22 protein-coding genes and 1 pseudogene are annotated in these 22194 nt (G+C 70.2%); 12 read left to right on the top strand and 11 right to left on the bottom strand.

The genetic code is table 11. The annotated features are described in order from the left end of the window. Positions 1-65: 65 nt before the first annotated feature. The 3 genes from LPC10_RS03370 to LPC10_RS03360 all read left to right on the top strand — a co-directional run bounded on the left by LPC10_RS03370 (position 66) and on the right by LPC10_RS03360 (position 2552). Positions 66-1148, top strand: a complete 1083-nt coding sequence (locus LPC10_RS03370; protein WP_231345457.1) for an aromatic ring-hydroxylating dioxygenase subunit alpha — start codon at positions 66-68, stop codon at positions 1146-1148. 83 nt (positions 1149-1231) lie between these two features. Continuing rightward, positions 1232-1441 carry a hypothetical protein gene (locus tag LPC10_RS03365; protein WP_231345456.1) on the top strand — a complete coding sequence of 70 codons (210 nt, stop codon included), beginning with the start codon at positions 1232-1234 and terminating at the stop codon, positions 1439-1441. A 49-nt stretch (positions 1442-1490) separates the two neighbouring features. Beyond that, positions 1491-2552, top strand: a complete 1062-nt coding sequence (locus LPC10_RS03360; RefSeq protein ID WP_231345455.1) for an MBL fold metallo-hydrolase — start codon at positions 1491-1493, stop codon at positions 2550-2552. Positions 2553-2586: 34 nt separating this feature from the next. Here LPC10_RS03360 and LPC10_RS03355 read toward each other — a convergent pair whose 3' ends face one another. From LPC10_RS03355 to hslV, 3 genes are all read right to left on the bottom strand, one after another. Beyond that, entirely contained in the window at positions 2587-3477 is an 891-nt protein-coding gene (locus LPC10_RS03355) for an EamA family transporter (protein ID WP_231345454.1), read from the bottom strand. Positions 3478-4221: 744 nt separating this feature from the next. After that, entirely contained in the window at positions 4222-5535 is a 1314-nt protein-coding gene (gene hslU, locus LPC10_RS03350; RefSeq protein WP_231345453.1) for an ATP-dependent protease ATPase subunit HslU, read from the bottom strand. 111 nt (positions 5536-5646) lie between these two features. Beyond that, complete coding sequence (gene hslV, locus LPC10_RS03345; RefSeq protein WP_197711601.1) at positions 5647-6207, bottom strand: ATP-dependent protease subunit HslV; 561 nt, start codon at positions 6205-6207, stop codon at positions 5647-5649. Positions 6208-6506: 299 nt separating this feature from the next. On the opposite strand from hslV, the gene motA reads away from it, so the two are divergent. Genes motA through LPC10_RS03330 form a run of 3 tightly spaced genes read left to right on the top strand, consistent with a single transcriptional unit; the run spans position 6507 to position 8667 of the window. Next, positions 6507-7382, top strand: coding sequence for a flagellar motor stator protein MotA (gene motA / locus LPC10_RS03340; RefSeq protein ID WP_108938689.1), 876 nt, complete (start codon positions 6507-6509; stop codon positions 7380-7382). A 12-nt stretch (positions 7383-7394) separates the two neighbouring features. Next, positions 7395-8387, top strand: a complete 993-nt coding sequence (locus tag LPC10_RS03335; RefSeq protein ID WP_231345452.1) for a flagellar motor switch protein FliM — start codon at positions 7395-7397, stop codon at positions 8385-8387. After that, the gene (locus LPC10_RS03330; RefSeq protein ID WP_133090527.1) at positions 8371-8667 is read left to right on the top strand and encodes a hypothetical protein; all 297 of its coding nucleotides are present in this window, start codon (positions 8371-8373) and stop codon (positions 8665-8667) included. Before LPC10_RS03335 ends, LPC10_RS03330 begins: the two co-directional genes overlap by 17 nt. A gap of 13 nt (positions 8668-8680) precedes the next feature. Here the strand turns inward: LPC10_RS03330 and LPC10_RS03325 are convergent, their stop codons facing one another. Then, positions 8681-8953, bottom strand: coding sequence for a PepSY domain-containing protein (locus LPC10_RS03325; protein WP_231345451.1), 273 nt, complete (start codon positions 8951-8953; stop codon positions 8681-8683). 200 nt (positions 8954-9153) lie between these two features. Here LPC10_RS03325 and fliN point away from each other — a divergent pair, with 200 nt between their 5' ends. From fliN to LPC10_RS03300, 5 genes are all read left to right on the top strand, one after another. Beyond that, positions 9154-9480 carry a flagellar motor switch protein FliN gene (gene fliN, locus LPC10_RS03320; protein ID WP_231345450.1) on the top strand — a complete coding sequence of 109 codons (327 nt, stop codon included), beginning with the start codon at positions 9154-9156 and terminating at the stop codon, positions 9478-9480. 37 nt (positions 9481-9517) lie between these two features. Beyond that, on the top strand, positions 9518-10597 hold the full coding sequence (locus LPC10_RS03315) for a flagellar motor switch protein FliG (RefSeq protein WP_231345449.1): 1080 nt from the start codon (positions 9518-9520) through the stop codon (positions 10595-10597). Positions 10598-10637: 40 nt separating this feature from the next. Beyond that, positions 10638-11702: a flagellar biosynthesis protein FlhB gene (gene flhB, locus LPC10_RS03310; RefSeq protein WP_231345448.1), complete on the top strand. Its 1065-nt coding sequence runs from the start codon at positions 10638-10640 to the stop codon at positions 11700-11702. Continuing rightward, positions 11699-12145 (top strand): hypothetical protein, encoded by a 447-nt coding sequence (locus tag LPC10_RS03305; protein WP_108938682.1) that lies wholly within the window; start codon positions 11699-11701, stop codon positions 12143-12145. The genes flhB and LPC10_RS03305 overlap by 4 nt, the downstream gene beginning before the upstream one ends. Before the next feature lie 276 nt (positions 12146-12421). Further along, the gene (locus LPC10_RS03300; protein WP_231345447.1) at positions 12422-13123 is read left to right on the top strand and encodes a response regulator transcription factor; all 702 of its coding nucleotides are present in this window, start codon (positions 12422-12424) and stop codon (positions 13121-13123) included. Positions 13124-13129: 6 nt separating this feature from the next. On the opposite strand, the gene LPC10_RS03295 is transcribed toward LPC10_RS03300, so the two are convergent. From LPC10_RS03295 to fliF, 6 genes are read right to left on the bottom strand one after another with little or no spacing between them, the layout of a single operon-like run. After that, on the bottom strand, positions 13130-13798 hold the full coding sequence (locus LPC10_RS03295; protein WP_231345446.1) for a transglycosylase SLT domain-containing protein: 669 nt from the start codon (positions 13796-13798) through the stop codon (positions 13130-13132). Continuing rightward, complete coding sequence (locus tag LPC10_RS03290; RefSeq protein WP_231345445.1) at positions 13752-15596, bottom strand: flagellar hook-length control protein FliK; 1845 nt, start codon at positions 15594-15596, stop codon at positions 13752-13754. The genes LPC10_RS03295 and LPC10_RS03290 overlap by 47 nt, the downstream gene beginning before the upstream one ends. Positions 15597-15635: 39 nt before the next feature. Further along, positions 15636-16988: a chemotaxis protein gene (locus LPC10_RS03285; RefSeq protein ID WP_231345444.1), complete on the bottom strand. Its 1353-nt coding sequence runs from the start codon at positions 16986-16988 to the stop codon at positions 15636-15638. Continuing rightward, positions 16985-18397, bottom strand: coding sequence for a MotB family protein (locus LPC10_RS03280; protein WP_231345443.1), 1413 nt, complete (start codon positions 18395-18397; stop codon positions 16985-16987). The genes LPC10_RS03285 and LPC10_RS03280 overlap by 4 nt, the downstream gene beginning before the upstream one ends. Position 18398: 1 nt before the next feature. Then, the gene (locus LPC10_RS03275) at positions 18399-19163 is read right to left on the bottom strand and encodes a hypothetical protein (RefSeq protein ID WP_231345442.1); all 765 of its coding nucleotides are present in this window, start codon (positions 19161-19163) and stop codon (positions 18399-18401) included. Next, the gene (gene fliF / locus LPC10_RS03270; RefSeq protein ID WP_231345441.1) at positions 19163-20863 is read right to left on the bottom strand and encodes a flagellar basal-body MS-ring/collar protein FliF; all 1701 of its coding nucleotides are present in this window, start codon (positions 20861-20863) and stop codon (positions 19163-19165) included. Before fliF ends, LPC10_RS03275 begins: the two co-directional genes overlap by 1 nt. 145 nt (positions 20864-21008) lie before the next feature. Here fliF and LPC10_RS03265 point away from each other — a divergent pair, with 145 nt between their 5' ends. Then, positions 21009-21632 (top strand): hypothetical protein, encoded by a 624-nt coding sequence (locus LPC10_RS03265; RefSeq protein WP_231345440.1) that lies wholly within the window; start codon positions 21009-21011, stop codon positions 21630-21632. Positions 21633-21751: 119 nt separating this feature from the next. On the opposite strand, the pseudogene LPC10_RS03260 reads toward LPC10_RS03265, so the two are convergent. Then, positions 21752-22168: pseudogene (locus LPC10_RS03260) on the bottom strand (MarR family winged helix-turn-helix transcriptional regulator); the annotation flags it as partial. Positions 22169-22194 lie beyond the last annotated feature (26 nt).

Here is a 22194-nt window from a genome sequence, read left to right as displayed (position 1 = left end):
CGGCCGCTGGCAGACTGGCGGCGAGGCGCCTAAGAAGACGCCCGTCAGCATCGGGCCCTCAAACCATGTCCTCCGCCGCCCCGCGCGTTTCCGCCGACGACGCCCTCGATCCGCGCGCCATGCGCGAGCCGCTGCCGAACGCGTGGTATTGCGCCGGCCAAGCCTCGGCGATCACGGGGGGCAAGATGCGGGCGGTCGCGCTCAACGGCGAGCAGGTCGTGCTCGGCCGAGGAAAAGACGGGGCCCTGTTCGCGCTGCGCGACCGCTGCCCCCATCGCGGCATGGCGCTCTCCAAGGGCAGGTTCGACGGCGACACGCTGATGTGCCCGTTCCACGGCTGGCGCTTCGGCACCGACGGACGCTGCCGCGACGTGCCGACGCTCTCCGAGCACGACGCCTCCGATTTCTCGCGCATCGCCGTCCAGCGCTTCCCCATCGTCGAGAGCGCGGGCTTCCTCTGGGTCAACCCGCATCTCGGGACCGCCGACTTAGGTGCCGTGCCGGCCGTGCCCGCCCTCGATTTCGAGCCGGCCGGCTGCCTCGTGCTCGAACTCGAAGTCGAGGCCTCGTTCGATCTCACGACGCTCAGCCTCGTCGATCCCGGCCATGTCGCCTTCGTTCACGACACATGGTGGTTCCGACCCTCCAAGGAATTGCGGGAGAAGGTGAAGACCTTCCAGCCGGTGCCGCACGGCTTCGTCATGACGAGCCACGCGACGACCACGAGTTCCCCGATCTATCGCCTGCTCGGCGGTGCGCCGGAGGTCGAGATCGAGTTCCGCCTGCCCGGCGTGCGGCTGGAGCGGATCAAGGCGGGCACCAAGCGGGTGGCGAACTACACCTTCGCCACCCCGATGGGGGCCAACCGCACCATGCTGACCAACGCGCTCTACTGGAGCCTGCCGGCGCTGAACCTGCTGAAGCCGATCGCCCGGCCGCTGATGCGCCAGTTCCTGACCCAGGATCAGCAGGTGCTCCAGCACGCGCAGGCCGGCCTCGACCGGAAACCCACCATGGTGCTGCTGGGCCAGGGCGATCTGCCCTCGCAATGGTATTTCCGCCTCAAGCGCGAGGCCCTGGAGGCGGCGCGCGACGGCCGACCCTTCACGAATCCGCTTGCGCGCCAGGAATTGCGCTGGCGCTCGTGAGGTTGTGAAGCCGCAACCTGAAACTTTTACGCTCTCCGCATCGTCGAGATGCGTATCGCTTGAGTTGCGCGAGGGAGTATCGGGTGCCGAGGCCGCACTATGTCATTCGTCGGAGCCGATCCGGCCGGTTCAACTTCACCCTGTTATCCGAACATGGCCGCATCAACGGCACCGTGATCGTTGCCGGGCAGGACCTGCCCCGCGACGAGATCGAGCGGCAGGCTCGGGAGAAGATCCGCCACCTCGCCGACACCCTCGTCTCGGTCGTAGGGCCGGGCGCGAGCCCGTCCTGAGGCCCTGCGCCGCGCTTGAACCGCGGACCGGTCGGGCCATCTTGGCCGTATGAAGAAGCGTGGCCTGCTCACGGTCGCCAGCGCGGCCACGGTGATGACCCTCGGCGGCGTCGGCTACGCCGCCCATCGCCGGGGCAAGAACCCCTATTACCGCGGGCCCAAGAGCGACCATTTCGACGGCTTGCGCTTCCACACCGCGAACCAGCCGCCCGACAAGTCGCTCGCCGACCTCGCCCGCTGGCGCCGGACCGGCAAGCCCGAGGCGTGGCCGGCGAGCTTCCCGAGCCCGTTCCCGGCGGACAAGCCATCCGAACGGGCCGAGGGCTTTCGCGTCGTGCTGATCGGCCACGCGAGCTACCTGCTCCAGGTGGCCGGCCGCAACATCCTGATCGATCCGGTCTTCGCGCGGCGCGCGAGCCCGTTCCGCTTCGCCGGGCCGAAGCGGGTCAACCCGCCGGGCATCGCCTATGCCGACCTGCCGCCGATCGATGCGGTCCTGATCACCCACAACCACTACGACCATCTCGACGGCCCGACGCTCGCCCGGCTCTGGCAGGACCACCAGCCGCTGATCGTGGCGCCGCTGGGCAACGATGTGATCCTGCGCGGCTACGACGAGACCATGCATGTCGAGACCCGCGACTGGGGCGAGTCGGTCGATCTGGGGGCCGGCATCACCGCGCATCTCACGCCCGCCAACCACTGGTCGGCCCGCGGCCTCAACGACCGGCGCATGGCACTGTGGTGCGCCTATCTGCTGACCACGCCGCGCGGGGTTCACTACCATGTGGGCGACACGGGCCTCGGTGACGGCGCGATCTTCCGCGAGATCCGCGCCCGGTTCGGCCCACCGCGGCTCGCCACCCTGCCGATCGGCGCCTACGAGCCGCGCTGGTTCATGCAGCCGCAGCACATGAACCCGGCCGATGCGGTGGAGTCCCTGACCTTGCTCGGCGCCGATCAGGCGCTCGGCCACCATTGGGGCACGTTCAAGCTCACCGACGAGGGCATCGAGCGGCCCGTCGAGGCGCTGGCCGAGGCGCTGACGGCGGCCGCCTTGCCGCCGGAGCGGTTCCTGGCGCTGCGTCCGGGGCAGGTCTGGGAGGGGTAGGGGCGGCCGATCGTTCGACCGGGATCACGCCCGTTCACCCAACGTCGTTCGATTCCCGTCTGCGGCTGCCGGTCTTGCGCCCTGCCAGCGTGATCCCCGCCGAAGCCGCCACGATGCAGGCGATGGCCCCGCCCTGCACCGGACTCAGACGCTCCCCGAGCAGGGCGAGGGCGGCCACCGACGCGACGGCCGGCTCCAGGCTCATCAGCACGCCGAAGGCCGGGCGGGGCAGGCGCGTGAGGGCGAACATTTCGAGCGAGTAGGGCAGGGCGCTCGACAGGACGGCGATGACGAGCCCCGTTGTAAGCGTGGCCGGGGTGAATAGGTCGGAGCCGGCTTCCACGAGGCCCACCGGTGCGACGACGAGGGCAGCAACCAGCATGCCGAGCGACACCGCCCGCCCGCCGCCGGCCCGTCCGGCACGCTGGCCGAACACGATATAGGCTGCCCAGCACAGGCCCGCGCCGAGGGCCAGCGCCGCGCCGGTCGGATCGAGGGTGCTGGTCTCACCCAGCGGCAGCAGCAGGCCGAGCCCCAGCACCGCGAGGCCGATCCAGGCGAAGTCGCGCGCCCGGCGCGAGCCCGCCAAAGCAACGGCCAGCGGCCCGGTGAACTCGATGGCCACCGCAATGCCGAGGGGGATCGTGCGGAGCGAGAGGTAGAACAGCAGGTTCATGAGCCCGAGCGCCGCGCCGTAGAGCGCGATGGCGCCGATCTCGCCCCGCTCTACACTGCGCCGCCACGGCCGCCAGACCGCGAGCAGGATCAGCGCTGAGAAACCGACGCGGAGCGTCGTGACGCCCGCCGCGCCGACGACCGGAAACAGCCCTTTGGCCAGAGCCGCGCCGCTCTGGATCGAGACCATCCCCGCCAGCAGGGCGAGGATCGGCAGGGCGACGTCGGGCGCAGCGTTGCGACCCCTCATGAGCGGGGCGGCATCGAACCGCATCGATCGGTGGCCTCACCGCGCATCCGGGGCACTCGGACGGGACGCTGCATCGCTTGCCTCATCGGAACGCACGTAGGTAACGCCGAGTGAACCATTCGTCGTCTTGCGTGTCGGCAAGCAATTCAGTTCCGGCGCGGCCGTAATGATCCACGCCCGTAAGCGGTCCCGCGGAACCCATCCCGTTCGGCCGTCGGGCCGCAGCATCCGCGCATGTCCGTTCACCACCTGGACGGGGTCGGACACGATGACGGGATCCTGTGCCGGGCCGAGGCGTCGACTTCCCGCTCTCGGCTGCGATCGGATGGGCACGGGATTGTCGTCCCCGGCCAACGCCATGCAACGGTAGCCCGGCAATGCCGCCGCCACTCTGTCGTGACGTAGAACGCCGTGACCAACGGGCGCCAAGCGGGCGCAGCGTCGAATGGCAGGCACGACGTGAGCCTCGTCGCGCGCGGACGGGCTGCCCTCCGCCCGGGCCGCGACGGTCAGGAGAACGGAGCAAGCCGTCTCGAGCCAAGGCACCTCGTTCGGCTCGGCCGACACGATGAGTGGGCTCTGCTTCAGCAGCGTCGCCTCGCTCTCCGCATCGGTCGCGCCCGCTCGGGGCGCGCCGAGCAGCCCAGCAGTCAGGATGCCCAGGGCCAGACCGCCACGGGCCAGAAGGCGATGGCTTGCTCCGCCTCTTTTTCCCCTTCTGGCCCTTGGGCTGCTCATCCCGGATCAGAGGATGAAGCGGCTGAGATCCGTATTGGCGGCGAGATCCGCCACCCGCTCGCGGACGTAAGCCGCATCGATCGGCACGGTCTCGCCGGAGCGGTCGGTGGCGGTGAACGAGATCTCGTCGATCACCCGCTCCAGCACGGTTTGGAGGCGGCGTGCGCCGATATTCTCCACCGAGCCGTTCACCTCCACGGCGACGCGGGCGAGCGCGTCGATAGCGTCCTCGGTAAAGTCGAGGGTGACGCCCTCGGTCTCCATCAGCGCCACCGTCTGCTTGATCAGGCTCGCCTCGGTACTGGTCAGGATCTGCTTGAAATCGTCGACGGTCAGCGGCTGCAGCTCGACGCGGATCGGCAGGCGGCCCTGCAACTCGGGCAGCAGATCCGAGGGCTTCGAGACGTGGAAGGCGCCGGATGCGATGAACAGGATGTGGTCGGTCTTCACCGGCCCGTGCTTCGTCGCCACCGTGGTGCCCTCGATGAGCGGCAGCAGATCGCGCTGTACGCCCTCGCGGGAGACGTCGGCGCCGGAGCGGCCCTCGCGGGCGCAGATCTTGTCGATCTCGTCGAGGAAGACGATGCCGTTGTCCTCGACCTCGCGGATCGCATCGCGGGTGAGGGCGTCGTCGTCCACGAGCTTGTCGCTCTCCTCGGCGATCAGCGGCGCGTAGGCGTCGGCGACCGTCATGCGGCGCGGCTTGCCGCGCTGGCCGCCGAGCGCCTTGCCGAGCATGTCCGAGATGTTGATCGCGCCCATGGACGCGCCGGGCATGCCGGGGATCTCGAACATCGGCATGCCCTGCGAGCCGCTGGGTGCGAGTTCGATCTCCACTTCCTTGTCGTCGAGTTCGCTGTTGCGCAGCTTCTTGCGGAAGCTCTCGCGGGTCGTCTGGCTCGCGGTCGGGCCCACCAGCGCGTCGAGGATGCGGGACTCGGCCGCCGCCTCCGCCTTGGCCTTGACCGCCTTGCGCTTCTCCTCCCGGGTCAGGCCGATGCCGACCTCCACGAGATCGCGCACGATCTGCTCGACGTCCCGGCCGACATAGCCGACCTCGGTGAACTTGGTCGCCTCGATCTTGAGGAAGGGCGCGCCGGCCAGCCGCGCGAGGCGGCGGGCGATCTCCGTCTTGCCGCAGCCGGTCGGGCCGATCATCAGGATGTTCTTGGGCGCCACCTCGTCCCGCAGCGGACCCTTCAGCTGCTGGCGCCGCCAGCGGTTGCGCAGCGCGATGGCGACGGCGCGCTTGGCGTCCTTCTGGCCGACGATGAAGCGATCGAGCTCGGAGACGATCTCGCGGGGAGAGAAGGTGGTCATCGGGCTCCTGCGGCCAATTTCAGGGACGTGTGGGGCGGCGCGTCGGGCGCGGGGCCTTCCCCGAGGGACGATCTAAGCGGGCGAAGCCCGGCTTTCCAGGGAGCGCGGCCGTCAGCCCGCGTCGAGGGCTTCGATCACGAGATTGCCGTTGGTGTAGACGCAGATCTCGGCGGCGATCTTCATCGCCTTGCGCACGATCGCCTCGGCGTCGAGATCGCCGTCCTCCAGCGCTCGGGCGGCCGAGAGGGCGAAGTTGCCGCCCGACCCGATCGCCATGACGCCGGTCTCCGGCTCCAGCACGTCGCCGGAACCGGAGAGCAGCAGGCTCACATCACGATCGGCCACCAGCATCATCGCCTCCAGGCGGCGGAGGTAGCGGTCCGTGCGCCAGTCCTTGGTGAGTTCGACGCAGGCGCGGGTGAGCTGGCCGGGATACTGCTCCAGTTTGGCCTCCAGCCGCTCGAACAGGGTGAAGGCGTCGGCCGTCGCACCCGCGAAGCCGCCAATCACGCTGCCCTTGGCCAGCCGCCGGACCTTGCGGGCATTGCCCTTCACGATGGTCTGCCCGAGGCTGACCTGTCCGTCGCCGCCGATCACCACCCGGCCCCCTTTGCGGACCATCAGGATCGTCGTGGCGTGCATCTGCGGCAGGCGGTCGTCGGTCTGGGCCAAGGAGGCGCTCCGGTTCGTTCGAAACAGGTTGGATGCCAGCCGTCGATGAGAGGGCCTCATCGCCGGCTGTCCCCGCGAATGCGAGGCGGCGGGTGTCCGCCGGACGCGGTGCGCCCGCCCATCGGCCGGGCGCATCGCCATACGTCATGAGCGTCAGTTATGCGCTCGCGCGCCCGCCTCCAAGCCGGGCCGCCGCATCGTTCCAAAAAGCTCCGCGCAAGCCACCCCTCCTATTGGCTCGAACAAAGGGGTGCCGCGCGTCGGCGCCCGTCCCCGCAAAGGTGTCTCCGGAGCCTCCCATGGGAATCCTCGTCGGCCTCGTCATCGCGATCGGCTGCATGCTCGGCGGCTTCGTCGCCATGGGCGGGCATCTGATCGTGATCTGGCAGCCCTGGGAGTTCGTCATCATCTTCGGCATGGCAGCCGGCACCTTCGTCATCGCCAACCCGATGAAGACCGTGATGGATTCCGGCAAGGCGACGATGGAGGCCTTCACCAACAAGGGGCCGAAGCGCCAGGACTTCCTCTCGCTGCTGGGACTTCTGCACGCCCTGATGCGCGAGTTGAAGACCAAGCCGCGCAATGAGGTCGAGACGCATTTCGATGATCCGGCCAATTCCGAGATCTTCAAGAACTATCCCGAGGTGACCAAGGACCAGGATCTGGTCTTGTTCATCTGCGACTATTGCCGCCTGATCCTCATCGGCAACGCCCGCTCGCACGAGATCGAGGCGCTGATGGAGGAGGAGATCGGCACGCACAAGAAGTACAAGCTCAAGCCCTATGCCGCGATCAACACCGTGGCGGAGGCGCTGCCGGCGCTCGGCATCGTCGCGGCGGTGCTCGGCATCGTGAAGGCGATGGGCGCGCTGGACCAGTCGCCGCAGATCCTCGGCGGTCTGATCGGCGCCGCGCTGGTCGGCACCTTCATCGGCGTGTTCGCCTCCTACGGGATGCTCGCCCCGCTCGCCGTGAAGATCAAGGGCGTGCGCGAGAAGCAGTGCAGCGTCTACACCATCGTGAAGCAGAGCCTGATCGCCTACATGAACGGCGCGCTGCCCCAGGTCGCGATCGAGCACGGCCGCAAGGGCATCGCCGGCTCCGACCGCCCGACCATCGACGAGGTCGAGAGCGCCACCGTGCCGGGCGCCCGCGCCGAACCGGCCGCGGCGTAACGGTTTTTTGCGATGGACGAGACCCAGACCTTCGACACCGTGCCCGAGACCGAGTCTGCCCCGGTCCTCCCGCCCTTCGTCACGGCGACCAAGCCCGCGGCCGACATCCGCACCCGCATCCAGGAGGCCGGCGGCCTGTCGCTCGACCGGCTGCCGATGCTCAGCGTGGTGTTCGACCGCCTCGCCACCGCCTGCAGTGACGCGGCCAAGCATCTCGCTGCCTCCTCGACCTTCTACTCCCTGAGCGGGGTCGAGAGCGGGCGCTTCGGCGAGTTCCTTGATACCTACGATGCCAACGCGGTGGTCGGCATCTTCCACGCGCCGGGCTGGGACGGGCACGTTCTCGTCGGGCTCGACCGCGACTTCATCTACACCATGACCGAGGTGCTGTTCGGCTCCGACGGCTCCGAGCCGCCGGTGGAGGACGAGCGCACCTTCTCCGCGATCGAATTGCGCATCGCGCAGATGGTGTTCGAGCAGGTCGGCAAGGCGCTGGAATCCTCGTTCGGCCTCGTCTCTCAGACGAGCTTCCGCCTGGAGCGCACCGAGACCCGGATGGAGTTCGCGGTGATCGGCCGGCGCTCGAACAAGGCGGTGCAGGCCAAGTTCCTGCTCCAGGCGCTCAACCGCGGCGGCGAGATGTTCCTCATCATTCCGCAGACGGTGCTGAATCCGCTGCGCCCGGCGCTCGGCAAGGTGCTGACCGGCGAGTCCTCGGCCCGCGATCCGCGCTGGGCCGAGCAGATCGCGGCGGAGGTGCAGAAGACGGCCGTGCGCCTGCGCGCCGTTCTCGAGGAGCGTCACCTGACGCTCGGTGAGATCGCGGGGCTCAAGGTCGGGCAGGTGCTGACCCTGGATGCGACCCCCGCGACGCGGGTCAAGCTCGAAGGCAACGACCGGCCGCTGTTCTGGTGCCGGGCCGGGCAGTCGCAGGGTGCCTACGTCCTGCGGGTCGAGGACGCGATCAGTCCGGAGAAGGAGGGCGCCCATGGGCTCCTTGGTTGACGGTATTCTCCTCGTCGCGCTCGTGGCCACGAGCGCCTGCGTGGTGCCGATGTACCTCAAGCTGAAGCGCCTCGACCGGACCCAGGCCGAGTACGGCGCGGCGGTGGCCGCCTCCGGCGTGGCCCTGACCCAGGCCGGCGAGGCGGTGCGCGCCTTCAAGGAGGAAGGCCGGGAGGTGCTGGACGCCTTGAGCCTCAAGATCGACGAGGCGCGGGCGGCGCTCGCCGAACTGGAAGCGTCGCGCGCTGCGCTCGTCGCGGCGCGCTCCGAGAAGGCGTGAGGCGGCCTGCACCTCAATCGTCGCTCGCCTTGCCGGCTTTTTCGACGATGGCGCCGGTCTGCGGATCGAGCCGAACCTTGACGGCTCGGCCGTCGCGGCTGGCCTTCGCCTTCCACACGCCGTCATCGGCCTCGATGCTGCGCACCGAGCCGTAGCCGGCCTCGGTCAGCTTGGTCAGGACCTGATCGATCGGCATCCAGTCCTTTCCGGGCGTGTCGGCCAGGGCCGGTGCGGCGGCGAGGCCGGCGATCAGGGTGGCAGTGAGCGCGGTCTTGCGGGTGTTCACGGGGGTCTGCTCCGGTTTCGGTGTTGGGGTGACTCCTGATGCCACCGCGCGGCCCCGCGATCCTGACGGCCGCCGTCAGCGAAATGTCAGCCGGCGCCGCAGGACGGAAGGGATCGGCTCGCATCGCCGGCGACAGCCTCGCGTCAGCCAAGCCGGCTAGACCGTCCTCACGCACGAAGCGGACCCGACGAGCCCGAGCGATGAGCAGCACCCCCTTCCCCGACACCGATCTCGCCGGCACCGAGCCCCGCGTCGGCGACGGGCGCAACCTCGATTCGATCCTGCGCATCCCGGTGCTGATGCAGGTGGTGCTGGGCTCCGCGACGATGCCGGTGGCCGACCTGATGAAGCTCGGGCGCGGTGCCGTCGTCCCCCTCGATCACCGTGTCGGCGAGCCGGTGGACGTGATGGTCAACGGCCGCGTCATCGCCCGCGGCGAGATCGTGATCGTCGAGGAGGACAACTCCCGGTTCGGGGTGTCGCTGACCGAAGTGGTCGGCCCCTCCGCCGCCGACCCGAACGCCTGAGCCTCGGCGAGCGCCCGCCGTCATGTCCGCGAGCCCGTTGGCATCGAGTTCTTTGGCATCCAGCCCCGTCGCTTCGGACGTCGTCCCGGCGGGCGCCGCGACCGCCCGCGCGGTGACGGCCCGGCGGCTCGAACCCGTCGATCAGGTCGCGGCGCTGCTGCTCGCCATGGGCAAGCCCGCGGCCGGGCGGCTCATCAAGTATTTCGAGCCGGACGAGCTCAAACGCATCACCCGCTCGGCCTCGAACCTCGGCGCCGTCAGCCCCGAGCAACTCGACACGGTGGTCGAGCATTTCTCCGCCGAGTTCTCCGCCGGCAACAGCCTGATCGGCACCGCCAACGAGGTCGAGAAGCTGCTCAGCGGCCTGCTCCCGGCCGACCAGATCGCCGACATCCTCGCCGACGTGCGCGGCAACGCCACCCGCTCGGTCTGGGAGCGGCTCGGCACCGTGCAGGAGAGCGTGCTGGCGAGCTACCTCGTCAAGGAGCATCCCCAGACCGCGGCGCTGATCCTCTCCAAGGTGAAGCCCGCCACCGCCGCCAAGGTGATGGGCCATCTGCCCGCGCCGTTGCGCAACACGGTGATGCGGCGGATGCTGAGCTTCAAGCCGATCGTCGACGACGTGCTGCACGCGATCGAGAAGACGCTGCACGAAGACTTCATGATCAACGGCGCGCGCAACTCCGGCGCCGACACGCACGCCAAGATGGCCGACATCATCAACAAGATGGAGCGCCAGCAGATGGACGACGCGCTCACCAGCCTCGGCGAGTCGCGTCCGAAGTCGGTCGAGATCCTGAAGGGTCTGCTCTTCACCTTCGACGACATCGTCAAGCTGGCGCCGCGCGCCCGCACCACCCTGTTCGACGCCGTGCCCAACGACCGTCTGGTGTTGGCCCTGAAGGGGACCGACGCGGAGTTCCGCACCACGGTGCTCAGCGCTCTCTCGGCGCGCGTGCGCCGCATGGTCGAGCACGAGCTGAACGGCGGCGAGCCGGCGGCGCAGCGCGACGTCATGGAGGCGCGCCGCTCCATCACGGACATGGCCATGGACATGGCCGGGCGCGGGGAGATCGAGATCAATCCGGGAGGCGAGGATGACGCGCTCATCCGCTGACGCCCGTCGCACCGGCCGCGTCCGCGGACAGGGCTGATCCGTGGCAGGGGACGAGGACAAGGAGAGCAAGACCGAAGCTGCCACCGAGCGGCGCGTCCGCGAAGCGATCGAGAAGGGCGACATCCCGTTCTCGCGCGAGGCGCCGGTCTTCGCCTCGACGCTGGGCCTGCTGATCGCGCTCGCCCTGTTCGCGCGCGGGCAGGCGGCGCAGCTCGCGGGCGATTTCGCGCCGATCCTCGACGATCCGCGCGGATTCTCCCTGGAGACCGGCGGCGACGCGATGCTGCTCCTGAGCCGCGTGGCGATGGCGGCGGGCCGTTTCCTCCTGCCGATCCTGCTGATCCTGGCGGTGTGCAGCCTCGCGGCCTCGCTGCTGCAAAACCTGCCGCGCCTCGTCGTCGATCGGATCACGCCGAAATGGTCGCGGGTCTCGCCGATGGCGGGCTTCTCGCGGATCTTCGGAACTTCGGGTCAAGTCGAGTTCCTGAAATCCGTCGTTAAATTCCTTGCGGTCAGTGTCGTCGCCCTTCTGCTCCTCCGCTCGGAGCGGACAAGAGCCGTGAACGCCATGTTCGTCGATCCGAGCCAATTGCCCGAACTGATCCTGACGGTCTCGATCCGGCTCGTCTCGGCGGTGGCCATCGCCACCATCGTGATCGTGGCAGGCGACCTCGTCTGGGCCCGCCTGCGCTGGCAGCGCTCGCTCAGGATGTCGCGCCAAGACATCAAGGACGAGCACAAGCAGACCGAGGGCGACCCTTCGGTCAAGGCGCGGCTGCGCTCGCTCGCACAGGACCGTGCCCGCAACCGGATGCTCGCCAACGTCGATCGCGCGACCGTGATCATCGCCAATCCGACCCATTTCGCGGTGGCGCTGCGCTACGAGCCCTCCGAGAACCCGGCCCCCCTCGTCCTCGCCAAGGGGCAGGATCTCATCGCCCTGCGGATCCGCGCGATCGCCGAGGAAAAAGGCATCGCCGTGATCGAGGACAAGCCTCTCGCAAGGTCGCTGTACGATGCTGTGCAGGTCGATCAGACGATTCCAGCAGAATTTTACCGCGCCGTGGCGCAGATCCTTTTCTTCCTTTTCGCGAGAGCCCGATGACCCCTCAGGTCCAACGTTTCGCGCCAGGGCCGTCGGCTGTCCCGCACGCCTATGCGGCCGCCGAGCAGATCTTTGCCGAGGCGCTGCGCGACTTCATCGGCGAGCTGTGCCTGCTCGACGGCGGCGTGCTGATCGGCTGGATCCGCGGCGAGCGGCACGGCAACATCGCCGACATCGTCTCCTCCTCCGCCGAGCTGTTCTTCAAGGAATCGGTCCTGACCTACGCGGATGCCGCCGACGTGTGCCTCGACTGGGGCCGCTCGATGCAGGTGGTCCTCGATCTCGAATTCGCCGCCGAGCCGATGACCGTGTTCTTCAAGCTGGTTCTCGACGAGGTGTTCGCGGGCGTCGCGATCCAGCGCATCGTCGCCGAGGATACCGGAGCCTTCTCCCTCGAAGGCTTCGCCCACGCCGTGCGGCAAGCCCGGGTCGGACACGCCTGAGGGCCGCGAATCGCACGCTTCCCCGCGACGGACGAGCCGCAGACGAGACGCCCATGACGGTTCCGGACCGGCGCTCAGCGGACAACTTTTGTCCATGTATGGAATTGTACATTCCGCTCGATTGACCCTCTCGCCGCCGCACTACATGACGGTGTCGGCAGAGCGACTCGAAGCCTCGCGGAGGACAGGGCCATGGCCTCCGAGAGGTGCCCAAAACCTGCCCAGATCGCAGAGCAAGGCCGGGACGATCCGGTGGGGTCAGGGGGATGGTCGTCGATGTATTTTCTGGTCGATCCGCGCGACACCGTGAACGCGGGTTACAAGGCCAGCTTCGAGCGCGAAGGGGTCTCCTCGTTCGCGCTCATGCCCGAGGAGTTCCTGGGCTGGCTCCAGGCGGCCTCCCGCAGCGACCTCGAAGCAATTCAGGGCTTCCTCCTCGGTGATTTCGAGGAGCGGGCGAAATGCGCGAGCGTGATCCGCAAGCAGTCCCAAGCCCCGATCATCGCACTGGCCGACCTGCGCTCCCTGGAGCAGACCGTCGAACTCCTGGAGGCCGGCATCGACGACGTGCTGCCCAAGCCCGTGCATGTCCGCGAGATCCTGGCCCGGTCCGAGGCGATCTGGCGCCGGGTCAACGGCGCCGTCCCGCAGGGCGAGCCGGAGGGCGCGAGCGCGAGCGAGGCCAAGGCGTCCGACCGGCTCAAGGTCTTCCACGACGGGCGCGATCCCGAGATCGACGGCGTGCCGCTCTCCCTGCCGCGTCGGGAGCGGCATATCCTCGAATACCTCGTGCGCAACCGCGGGCGCCGGCTCACCAAGACCCAGGTCTTCAACGTGGTCTACGGCGTCTACAGCAACGGCGTCGAGGAGAGCGTGATCGAGGGCCATGTGAGCAAGCTGCGCCGGAAGCTCACCGAGCGGCTCGGCCACGACCCGATCGAGGCCAAGCGCTACATGGGCTACACCTACATCGGCTGAGCTTGCCTACTGGCAGAATGCCTTCGCACCCGGCGTCCAGTTGCCGAAGCCGGAGGCGACCATGTTGGTGATGACCCGGCAGACATAGAGCTTCTGCGCCGGGTTGTTGTTGGGCCCGGCATGATAGCGGGCGACCGCCAGCGTCCAGCTTCCCTCGCGCTCCTTCAGTTCCTTCAGGAAGCGGGTCGCGTACTCGACGTTCTGGGCCGGGTCGATCATCGCCTCCAGCGAGGCGAACTTCGCCCGGTGATAGTGGTGGTTGATCTGCATGCAGCCGAGATCGACGAGGCGCACGCCCTCCTGCTGCGCCTGGGTCAGACGCTGCACCACGTCCGCCGCAGTGCTGCCGAAATAGGCCTTGCCCCCGATGTTCATGGCGTAGGGCTGGAGCGAGCCGCGATTGCCGCTCTCCGTCAGCCCGACCGCGTAGAGCATGCCGAGCGGAACGCCGTGTTTCGCGGCCGCCTGCGCCATCTGGCGCTCGCAGACGCGGGAGGCGCCGGCCATCGGGGGACGTTTGGAACTGCCCCTCGCGTCGCCGCCCATCGCGCTCGTCTGCGCGGAGGCGGCCTCTGCTGCGCCCTCGGCGGCGGTGGAATGCGCGGTCGCCGCATTCGGGCCGGCCGCGCTAGAGATACAGGCTGCCGTGATCGCGCCCGCGAGAATCCGTCTCATGGTTCTGCTCCTCGGTGGGCATGGCGGCCTCGTCCGCGCGAGGGGACGGGCGCCGGCCCGATTGATCGGGCGTCGCCGCGCCCGGCTGTCTGTCAGGCTGCCCGCCCTGCGATCTGGCGAAGGTGGCAAAGCCCTGGCCGCGCGATCCGGATTCACCGGGCCCGGCGCCGCCTGCCTGGATTGTCACGGTATCGGCCTCGTAGCCGGCCTCCCGCAGCAGACCGGAGAGCAGGTCACCCTCCTTGCGCAGGCGCTCGGCGGTTTCTTCTCGGCTCGTGCGCAGGCTCATCTCCAGCCGCCCGTCCTGCAAGCGCATCCGCACCAGCACCGTGCCCAGATCGGCCGGATGGAGTTGGAGCGTCAGGATCTTCAGCGGCCCGGTCTCGGTCGGGGCCGTCGACGGGCGGGTTTGCGCAGCGGAGACCGCCGCGGGCAATTGGGCGGTGACCGCATCGACGATCTGGCGCAGCGGCGCGGCCGGCACCGGAGCCGGCGCGCCCGCTTGCAGGACCGGTTCGGCCGGCATCTCCGAACGCGGCGCCCCGGTCGAAGTCCCGCCGCTCGCGGCGTCCGTGCCAACCTCCGCATCGCTCTTCGCGCGCGTCACCGACGCGGCGGCACGTTCCGCGGGCGTTTCAGGACGCGCGAGGCCGTCCGGCTGCTGCCGCACCGGCTCCGGATCGCGGTGGACCGGTTGCGTCGCACCGGCCTGGGCCACAGCGGCCGGCTCGGGGAGATCGCCACGGCTGAGGCCCTCGGCGGGCGGCGCCGACGCCGCGGCACCGGCTGGTTCTGGCCGGTCGCCGCGGGACACGGTGCGTCCGCGGCCTGCAGGCCCCCCGAGGGCATCGGGTGCGGCGGCGGGCCCCCGCGCCGTGCCGGCGGATCGGTGCGCAGGCGCTGCCGACACGGCAGCCGCGCCCGCGGCCCGGTTCTGGCCTTCATCGAGTGACGTCGGCTGCTGTGTCGCTGCAGCGGCGGCCGTCGCCGGTACTCCGGGCGGTGCTGTGATGGCGGGCGCCGGCCGCGTCGCGGCTGGGGTGACCGTCGAGGCGGATGGCTGCTCGACGGCCGCTTGCCTGGACGGTGCGGGACTGCCCTGAGCAGGGACCGCGTCATCGCTTCCGGCGGCGAGATCATGGACAGCGCCGCGCAGCGCCGCGAGCGACGATCGATCCGGCCCGGCGACGGGCGGCTCGGACACCGCTGCGGCCGGAGCCGGAGCGATCGAAGGGGACGAAAGCCGGGGCGCGTCGTCCCGCACGATCGAGGGCGAAACGTCGGCGTCGACACCGCCGGTCTCCGGGAGGACCGGCGACGCGATGGTTCCGTTCGCAACCGGCCCGGATCCCGTGGCTGGCGCGACCAGACCGGGCCGAACGGGCGCGAAATGCGTCTCTAATCCGACCTGGGAGATCGACAGGGCCGGCGCCGTGGGGAGTGGGCTCGGCCCGGAGCCGGCCCGCGCCGCGGCCCGCTGCACCATCGCTTCAAGGCCAGCCTCCGGGGTGGCGGGGGGAACCGGCCCGGCGGCGGGACCGGTGAGCGCCATCAAGGCTTGCAGGGCCGAGCCGGGCGCGGTCGCAACCGGCGCATCGGCGGGCAGCGCGGGCGGGCCGTCCGCACCGGCCTCAGTGGCGTCCGACGGAGCCTCTCCGGACGGCGCGGTCTCGTTCTCGAGCGCCCCGAGCATGGACTCGAAATCGGAAGCGCCGCCTGTGCGCGGATCCTCGCCGGTAGGCGCGCGGCCGGCCTCGGCCTTCGGCCGCATCGGGAGGAGGGTGTCGAGGGACCGCATCACGGGTCGATCGTCCGATGGTTGGAGAGCGGGAGGGTCTCAGGGCGTGCCGGTGACCCCGTCCATGGCGCGCTCGGCCCGGGCCAGGGCCTCCTGCGCCCGCAGGAGCGAGGCGGATTCGGGGATCGGCCGGCTCGCCGAGGGCGGCGGGGCCGGCGCGGCCTCGGCGGTCGGGGCGGGCGTGCGGATCTGCCGGGCGGCCGAGAGGGCCGAATCGAGGAGTTCGGCGTCAGAGACCGCGAGATCGGCGCGGTCGAGGCTGCGCAGGGCCTCGTAGCCCTCCTCGAAGCGCCCATCCGCCACGATCAGCGCCGCGCCGCGATAGAGCCGCGCCTGCGCCGCCGGCCGCGAATCCGGTGCGGCGAGACCCATCGCCCGCTCGGAGGCGAACAGGGCGGTCTCTCGGCGGCCCTGCTCCAGCCCGGCTCGCGCCACGAGCAGGTAGAGGTCGCGCCGGCTCTCCGGCTCGATCTCGTCGAGCATCCGCTCCAAGCTGGCGATGCGGGTGCGGTCGCTGTCGAAGTCGAGCCGGGTGAGCGCTCCGGCGAAACGCTGGCGGAAGTTGCCGGCATAGACCGAGCGGCGGAACCGGCGCAGGTACTGGATCGCAAGCGCCTCGAAGCGCCGCGCGTCGCCGCCCTGCGCGACCACGAAGATCTGGCGGCGCAGGGCGCCCTCTTCCACCAGTGTGCCGGGGGCCAGCAATCGCGCGAGGTCCAGCAATTCGAGCGATTTGGCCGGCGCCTCGCGCACCATCAGCGCCGATTGCGTCAGCGCGAGCTGGCCTGCAAGGCCAGCCGGCATCGTGCGCGGATCGATGCCGGAGAGCTTGGCCCGCGCCTCCTTTTCCCGACCTTCCAGATAGGCGAGCGCTCCGAGCGCCAGGGACTGCTCCGCCTCCGGCGCCTTGCCGGATCTGAGCAGCACCCGCAGGGCGGCCGGCCCGCCGCCCGCCAGCGCGAAGGTGACGGCCGCGCGCACGTTCTCCGCTTCCGTCCACGTCTTGGGGTCGAGGGCGATCAGCCGCTGCTCGATATGGCCGAGGAGCTGGCGCTGGGCGAGATGCGCCTGGGTCGAGCCGCGAGCGATGCGGTCCTGCAGGAGCTGGAGCGTGCGCGTCAGCTCGACCGGCAGACCGTGCGCCTTCACCGGCAGCGGTTCGATCGGCTTTGCAGGGGCGCCGTGCCCGCCGTGATCGCCGGCGGCGTGAGCGTCCGCCGGTGCATGGCCGTCGCCGTGATCGGCGGCGTTGGCCGGGGCGATGGCAAGGCAGAGGATGAGGGCGGACGCCGCGAGGACGCGGGGCCGGGGCGCCTTCCCCGGTCTCGTCGCGGGTGCGAGAAGAGCGGCGCGGCTGAACCGGGCCGGAGACTCCCAACAAAAGGACATCATTCCGGCAGGCCCCGCAGCAGGATCTCGATGCGGCGGTTCTCAGCGGCCTTCGGGTCGGCGGCGATGCGCGGCTGGCGGTCGGCGTAGCCTTCGATGCGCTCGATGCGCGCCTCGTCGAGGCCGCCGCGCACGAGCATGTAGGAGGCCATCTGCGCCCGCGCCGAGGACAGGCGCCAGTTGTCGTAGGTCTCCGAGCGGAACGGGCGTCCGTCGGTATGGCCACGCACGACGATGCGGCCGGGGCGGCTGTTGAGGATCTTGGCGATGCGCTCCAGCGCCTTGACCACCTTCGGCGTCGGCTCGGCCGAGCCGACGCCGAACATGCTGAAATTGATCTCGTCGGTGATGCTGATGAGCACGCCCTCGCCGGTGCGGCGCACCTCGACGTTGGGGGCGGGCGCGGTGTTGGGCAGAGACGGCACGGCGCGTGCGATCTCGGCCTTCAGGGCGGAGAGGGCGGCGGTCTCGGCCGCCTTCGCGGCCTGATCGGCTGCCGCCGGCGGCTCCTTCACGGGCGGCGCCTCCGCCTTGGCGACCCGCTGCGGCTCGGGCTGGGCCGGCTTTGCGTCCGGCACCTTGGTCTCGGGCACCTTGACCTCAGGCGCGGGCGCCTCCGGCCCTGCCTCCGCTGCGGGCTTGGCAAGTCCGATCGGTTTGGCGGCGTCCAGCGGCATCGGCTCGGCGGAGGCGAGTTTGACGCCGGCCTTCCGCATGGCCTCGTGCAGGCTCTGCCGGGCGACCTCCTTCGCGTTCTCCTTCCCGATCTCCTTGGGCGGCTCCTTCTTGACCGGGGCGCCGACCGGGGCCCGTGCGTCGAGGCGCGCCTCGGCCGGGGCGGCGGCGACGGTGTCGAGAGTCCCGGGATTGTCGGTCCGCTGGCGCGGCAGGTTCGCCACTTGCCAGTAGAGCGGGTCGAACGGGTCGCGTCCGGTCTCGCCGCCGGCCACGCCCGGCTGGCCCGCGTCGAGGGCCGAGGCATCCGCACTTGCGGCTTCCGGCCCGGTCTCGGCTTCGCCTGCGAGCTTGGCGAGCACGGCGTAGGGGTCCTGGAACAGGGCGGATTCGCGCGCGCGGCTGCCCGGCGCACCGGCCGCGTCGCCTTTCCCCTCGGCGCTGCCGCCGTCGCCCTTGCCCTTGCCGCTCGGTGCGGGATCGTTGGGGGTGTCCTGCGGGTCGTTCACGCCCTTGCGGTCGTGGGTGACCTCGGCGAGCTTCACCGGGTTGAAGTACTCGGCGATGGTCTGCTTCTGCTCCTTGCTGGTGGAGTTGATCAGCCACATCACCAAGAACAGCGCCATCATTGCCGTCATGAAGTCGGCGAGCGCGATCTTCCAGGCACCGCCGTGATGGCCGTCCTCGTGGTCGCCGTGGCGCTTGATGATGATGATTTCCTGGGCGTGCTCGGACATCTCACGCCTCGGCGACGGCGGCAGCGATCAGGCGGCTCCAGGCCGCCAGTTCGGTCTCGATCACGGTCTCGCCCGCGCTCACATTCACTTCCGGTCCCGCATCCGCCTCGAAGGCGATGCCGGTGGCGAGGCCGCCGAGCCGGGCCGACAGGGCCGCGATCAGATCCTCGGGTCCGCGCACCCGCACGGCCGGCCGCTGCGGTTCGGCCAGGATGCGCCGGAGGGCGGCGCCGAGTTCGTCGAGGGTCTGCCGTTGCAGGGCCTGACCCAGGACCGGCGCGATCAGCCGCGCGACGCGCTCCGACAGGGCCGCGTCGAGCGCTTGCATTGCCGCAGCGAAGGCGGCGGCCAGGGCCTCGCCCTGCGCCTCGCTCCAGTCACGGCGGGCCTGCGCCAGCCCCTCCTCGAACAGGGCCTGCTGCGCCGCGCGCTCGAGCACGGCCTGCACGGACGCCTCTTCCAGCGCCTCGGCGCGGCCCTGCTCGCGCCCGCGCGCCTCGGCGGCGGCGATCAGCGCCTCGCGGTCCTCCACCGGCCGCGCCACGGCGGCGGTGCGGGGCAGGATGGGTTCGATCTCAGGCTCGACATCGGCCCCCGTCACGGGCTCGACCTTGGATGCCGGCTGCGGCGCGGCCGGCGCCGGGATCGGCTCCAGAGCGGGGGCGCGGAACCACAGGCCGGAGAAATCCGGCTCGTCGGCGGCCGCCGCGGCGGGCGGCGGGGGCGCGGAAAAATCCGGTAGGTAGCGGGCGATCACCGCGTCCATCACGCCGGCTCCTCACGCATGAGCCAGCGCTTGAGCACGGCGGCCACCTGCTCCTCGTCGATGTCGATGAGCTGCTCCAGCCGCTTCTGCGGCGAGCGGGCCATCTTGTCCTCCAATTCCTCCAGCAGGCCGGCAACGCCGGGCGCGGGGAGCTTGGCCGCCTCGGTGGGACCGACCGTGCCGGGCAGCGCGGCGCCCGGCGCAGCGAGCGCCATCGTGCCGTCGGCGGCGATGCCTCCGGCCAGCGCCGGCGCCCCCTCGGGGCCGGCGAGCGCCGAGGCCTCGATCGCGGCGGTCTCCGGCGTCGCCAGGATGGCGCGCAGCGCCGGGCGCAGGCCGAACCAGATCAGCAGGCCGGCCACGACGAGGATGGTCGCCGCGTTGATGAGCGTGCCGGACTGTTTCATCATCACGTCGGTGAGCGAGAGCGGGGGCACCGGCTCCAGCGGCTGGCCGTCGTTGACGAAGCCGACCGCCGCGACCTTGATCGTGTCGCCGCGCTCCTTGCTGAAGCCGGCGGCCGAGCCGACCAGCTCCTCGATCTCCGCGATCTGCTTCTCGAGCGCGGCCTTGTCATCGGGGCCGGCAAGCGCGGTCAGGCGCGAGCGGTTGACCAGCACCGCCACCGAGAGACGGCGGATGGCGTAGCCGTCGCTCACCGTCTGAACGGTCTTCTGGGAAATCTCGTAGTTGGTGAGATCTTCCTTCTTCGAGCTCTCGTTGCTCGACTGGTCGTTGCCGTCCGAGCGGGTGCGCTGGTCGGGCAGGTTCTCCTGGGCGCTGGTCGGGCGCTGGCTGTTGCGGTTCTGCGCGTTCTCGCTCTCGCGCACCGAACGCACCGAGCGCTCGACGCGCTGGTCGGGGTTGAAGATCGTCTCGTTGGTCGAAGTCTTGTCGGTGTTGAGCTGCGTCGCGACGCTGACCTCGAAATTGCCGACGCCGAGATAGGGCGCGAGCGTGCGGCGGATGTTGTCCTGCATCTCGCGGCTCACCGACTTCTCCAGCGTCGCCATCTTGCCGGTGGGGGCCGTGCCGGCATCATCGCCCGCCAGCAGCACCGTGCCCTCGGAGCCGATCACGGTGACGCGGTCCGGCTTCATGCCGGGAATCGCCGAGGCCACGAGCTGACGGATCGCCTGCGCGCCGGAGACGTCGTCGGCGGGCTCGGTGCGCACCACCACGGACGCCGAGGCCGGCTGCTGGTCGCGGCGGAACGAGCCGCGGTCGGGCAGCACCAAGTGGACGCGGGCGGCGCGCACGCCCTTCATGCCCTGGATCGTGCGGGCGATCTCGCCCTCCAGCGCCCGCACGCGGGTCACCTCCTGCATGAAGGAGGTCATGCCAAGCGAGCCCAGATCGTTGAACAGCTCGTAGCCGGACTTGGAACTCTGCGGCAGGCCCTTTTCGGCCAGCAGCATCCGCGCTTGCGCCGTGTGGCCGAAGGAGACGAGCACCGCGCTGCCGTCGGACGACACGTCGAAGGGGATGCCGTTGTCCTTGAGCACGCCGCCGATGCGCGAAACGTCCTCACGCGACAGGCCCGTATAGAGCATCTCCTGCGCCGGACGGCTGAGATAGTAGGCGCCGATGCCGACGCCGAGAAACACAAGAAGGCCGACCAGCCCGAGGGCGATCAGCCGCCTCGCGCCGAGATCGACAATGTTGCTCCACAATCTTTCGGCTTGCTCGCGACCGAACATCCCCGGACCGATCCCGTTGGCGACCTGACATGCGTCGCCAGCCTGAATGCGGGCTCAGCCTTGCGCGGGGATTGCGACACGACGCGGCACGGACCGGTCCTCAAAATGCGGTGTCATGCTCTTCGCGCTTCCGGATGAGGCCTGGATGACCCGGGCCCGGCCACTTGGCCCCTTCCTGTGCGATGCCGCCTTCCGCATCGCCGATAGCCTCTATGTCGGCCCCGACTACGGCATCGGCCTGGGCGATTGGGAGCGGCTGCGCCTGACCCTCGATCCGCCCGATCTGCCGTGCCGCGTTGCCAATCTCGCTGCGGCGATCGATCTGCCGGGCCGTGAGGTGGCGCTGGTTGCCCATTACGAGAGGTTGATCGCCGAAGCCCGGCGGCACGATAAGCCCGCGGCGCTGGCGCATCCGTTCCCGTATTTCTCGGTGACGCCGCTGCTGATGGAGGCGGACCAGCCGGTCGTGGTCTTCCCCTGGACTGACGACGTACCGCAAACGAGCGCCGTCCTGACGGCGCTCGCCGGCGCGGGTCCCGACGGCGTGGTCTGGGACGATATCGACCAGGGCTGGTTCATGCGTATCGTCGCCCGGGACGGAGCGCTGTTCATCGCCGAGGGCGATCCGGACGAGGGGCCGGACGTCGTTCTCCGCGTCGAGGCCGGGGCGGTCGTCGATCAGGCCCGAGCGGCCCTCGCGCGTTTGAGGACGCTGCACACGTATCTGATTTGGGCGTTCGGGCGCGATCTCTGGTCCTACGGGCGTTGATCGGTCCGGACGCTGACCGCGTCCGACCTTTGCGGCGCCTCACCGCCCTGGCCGGACACCCCTGCGTCCTCCGTCCGCTGCGCCTTTTCCGGAGCCGGCACCGCGTCGCTTCGGAGCGCGAGCGCCCGGATCAAGGCCGGCTCCAGGCTGCCGAGTTCCTCAAGATGCGCCGCGGTCAGTCGGCGCAAAAGCGCCTCGGCTTCCGGAGTGAGGGCGAGTTCCATCCGCCGCCGGTCCTGCGCGCCGCGGCTCTTGGTCAGGAGACCGGCCGCGACCATGCGGGTCACGAGTTCGGCGGCGCTGTGCGGGGCGATCATCAGCCGCTCGCCGAGATGGCCGACCGTCGGGGGCTCCGGCCCGAGATGACCGGCGACGGTGAGCAGCGCCTGATGCTGTTGCGGTGGGAGTCCGGCCGCGTGCGCCGCCGCCTCGCTGAAGGCGAGGAAGCGCCGCAACTCGTAGCGGAAGGCCGCCAGCGCCGCGTAGTGCGACCGCGTGAGTTCCCCCGGTTTCTCAGCCGATGTCTCACCCGCCATGCGCCGCTCAATCCACCAATCTGATC

The sequence above is a fragment of the Methylorubrum sp. B1-46 genome (assembly GCF_021117295.1).
In the GTDB taxonomy this organism is placed as follows: domain Bacteria; phylum Pseudomonadota; class Alphaproteobacteria; order Rhizobiales; family Beijerinckiaceae; genus Methylobacterium.
The sequence above is the reverse complement of the archived record's forward strand: the minus strand, read 5'-3'. Positions and strand labels throughout refer to the sequence as shown.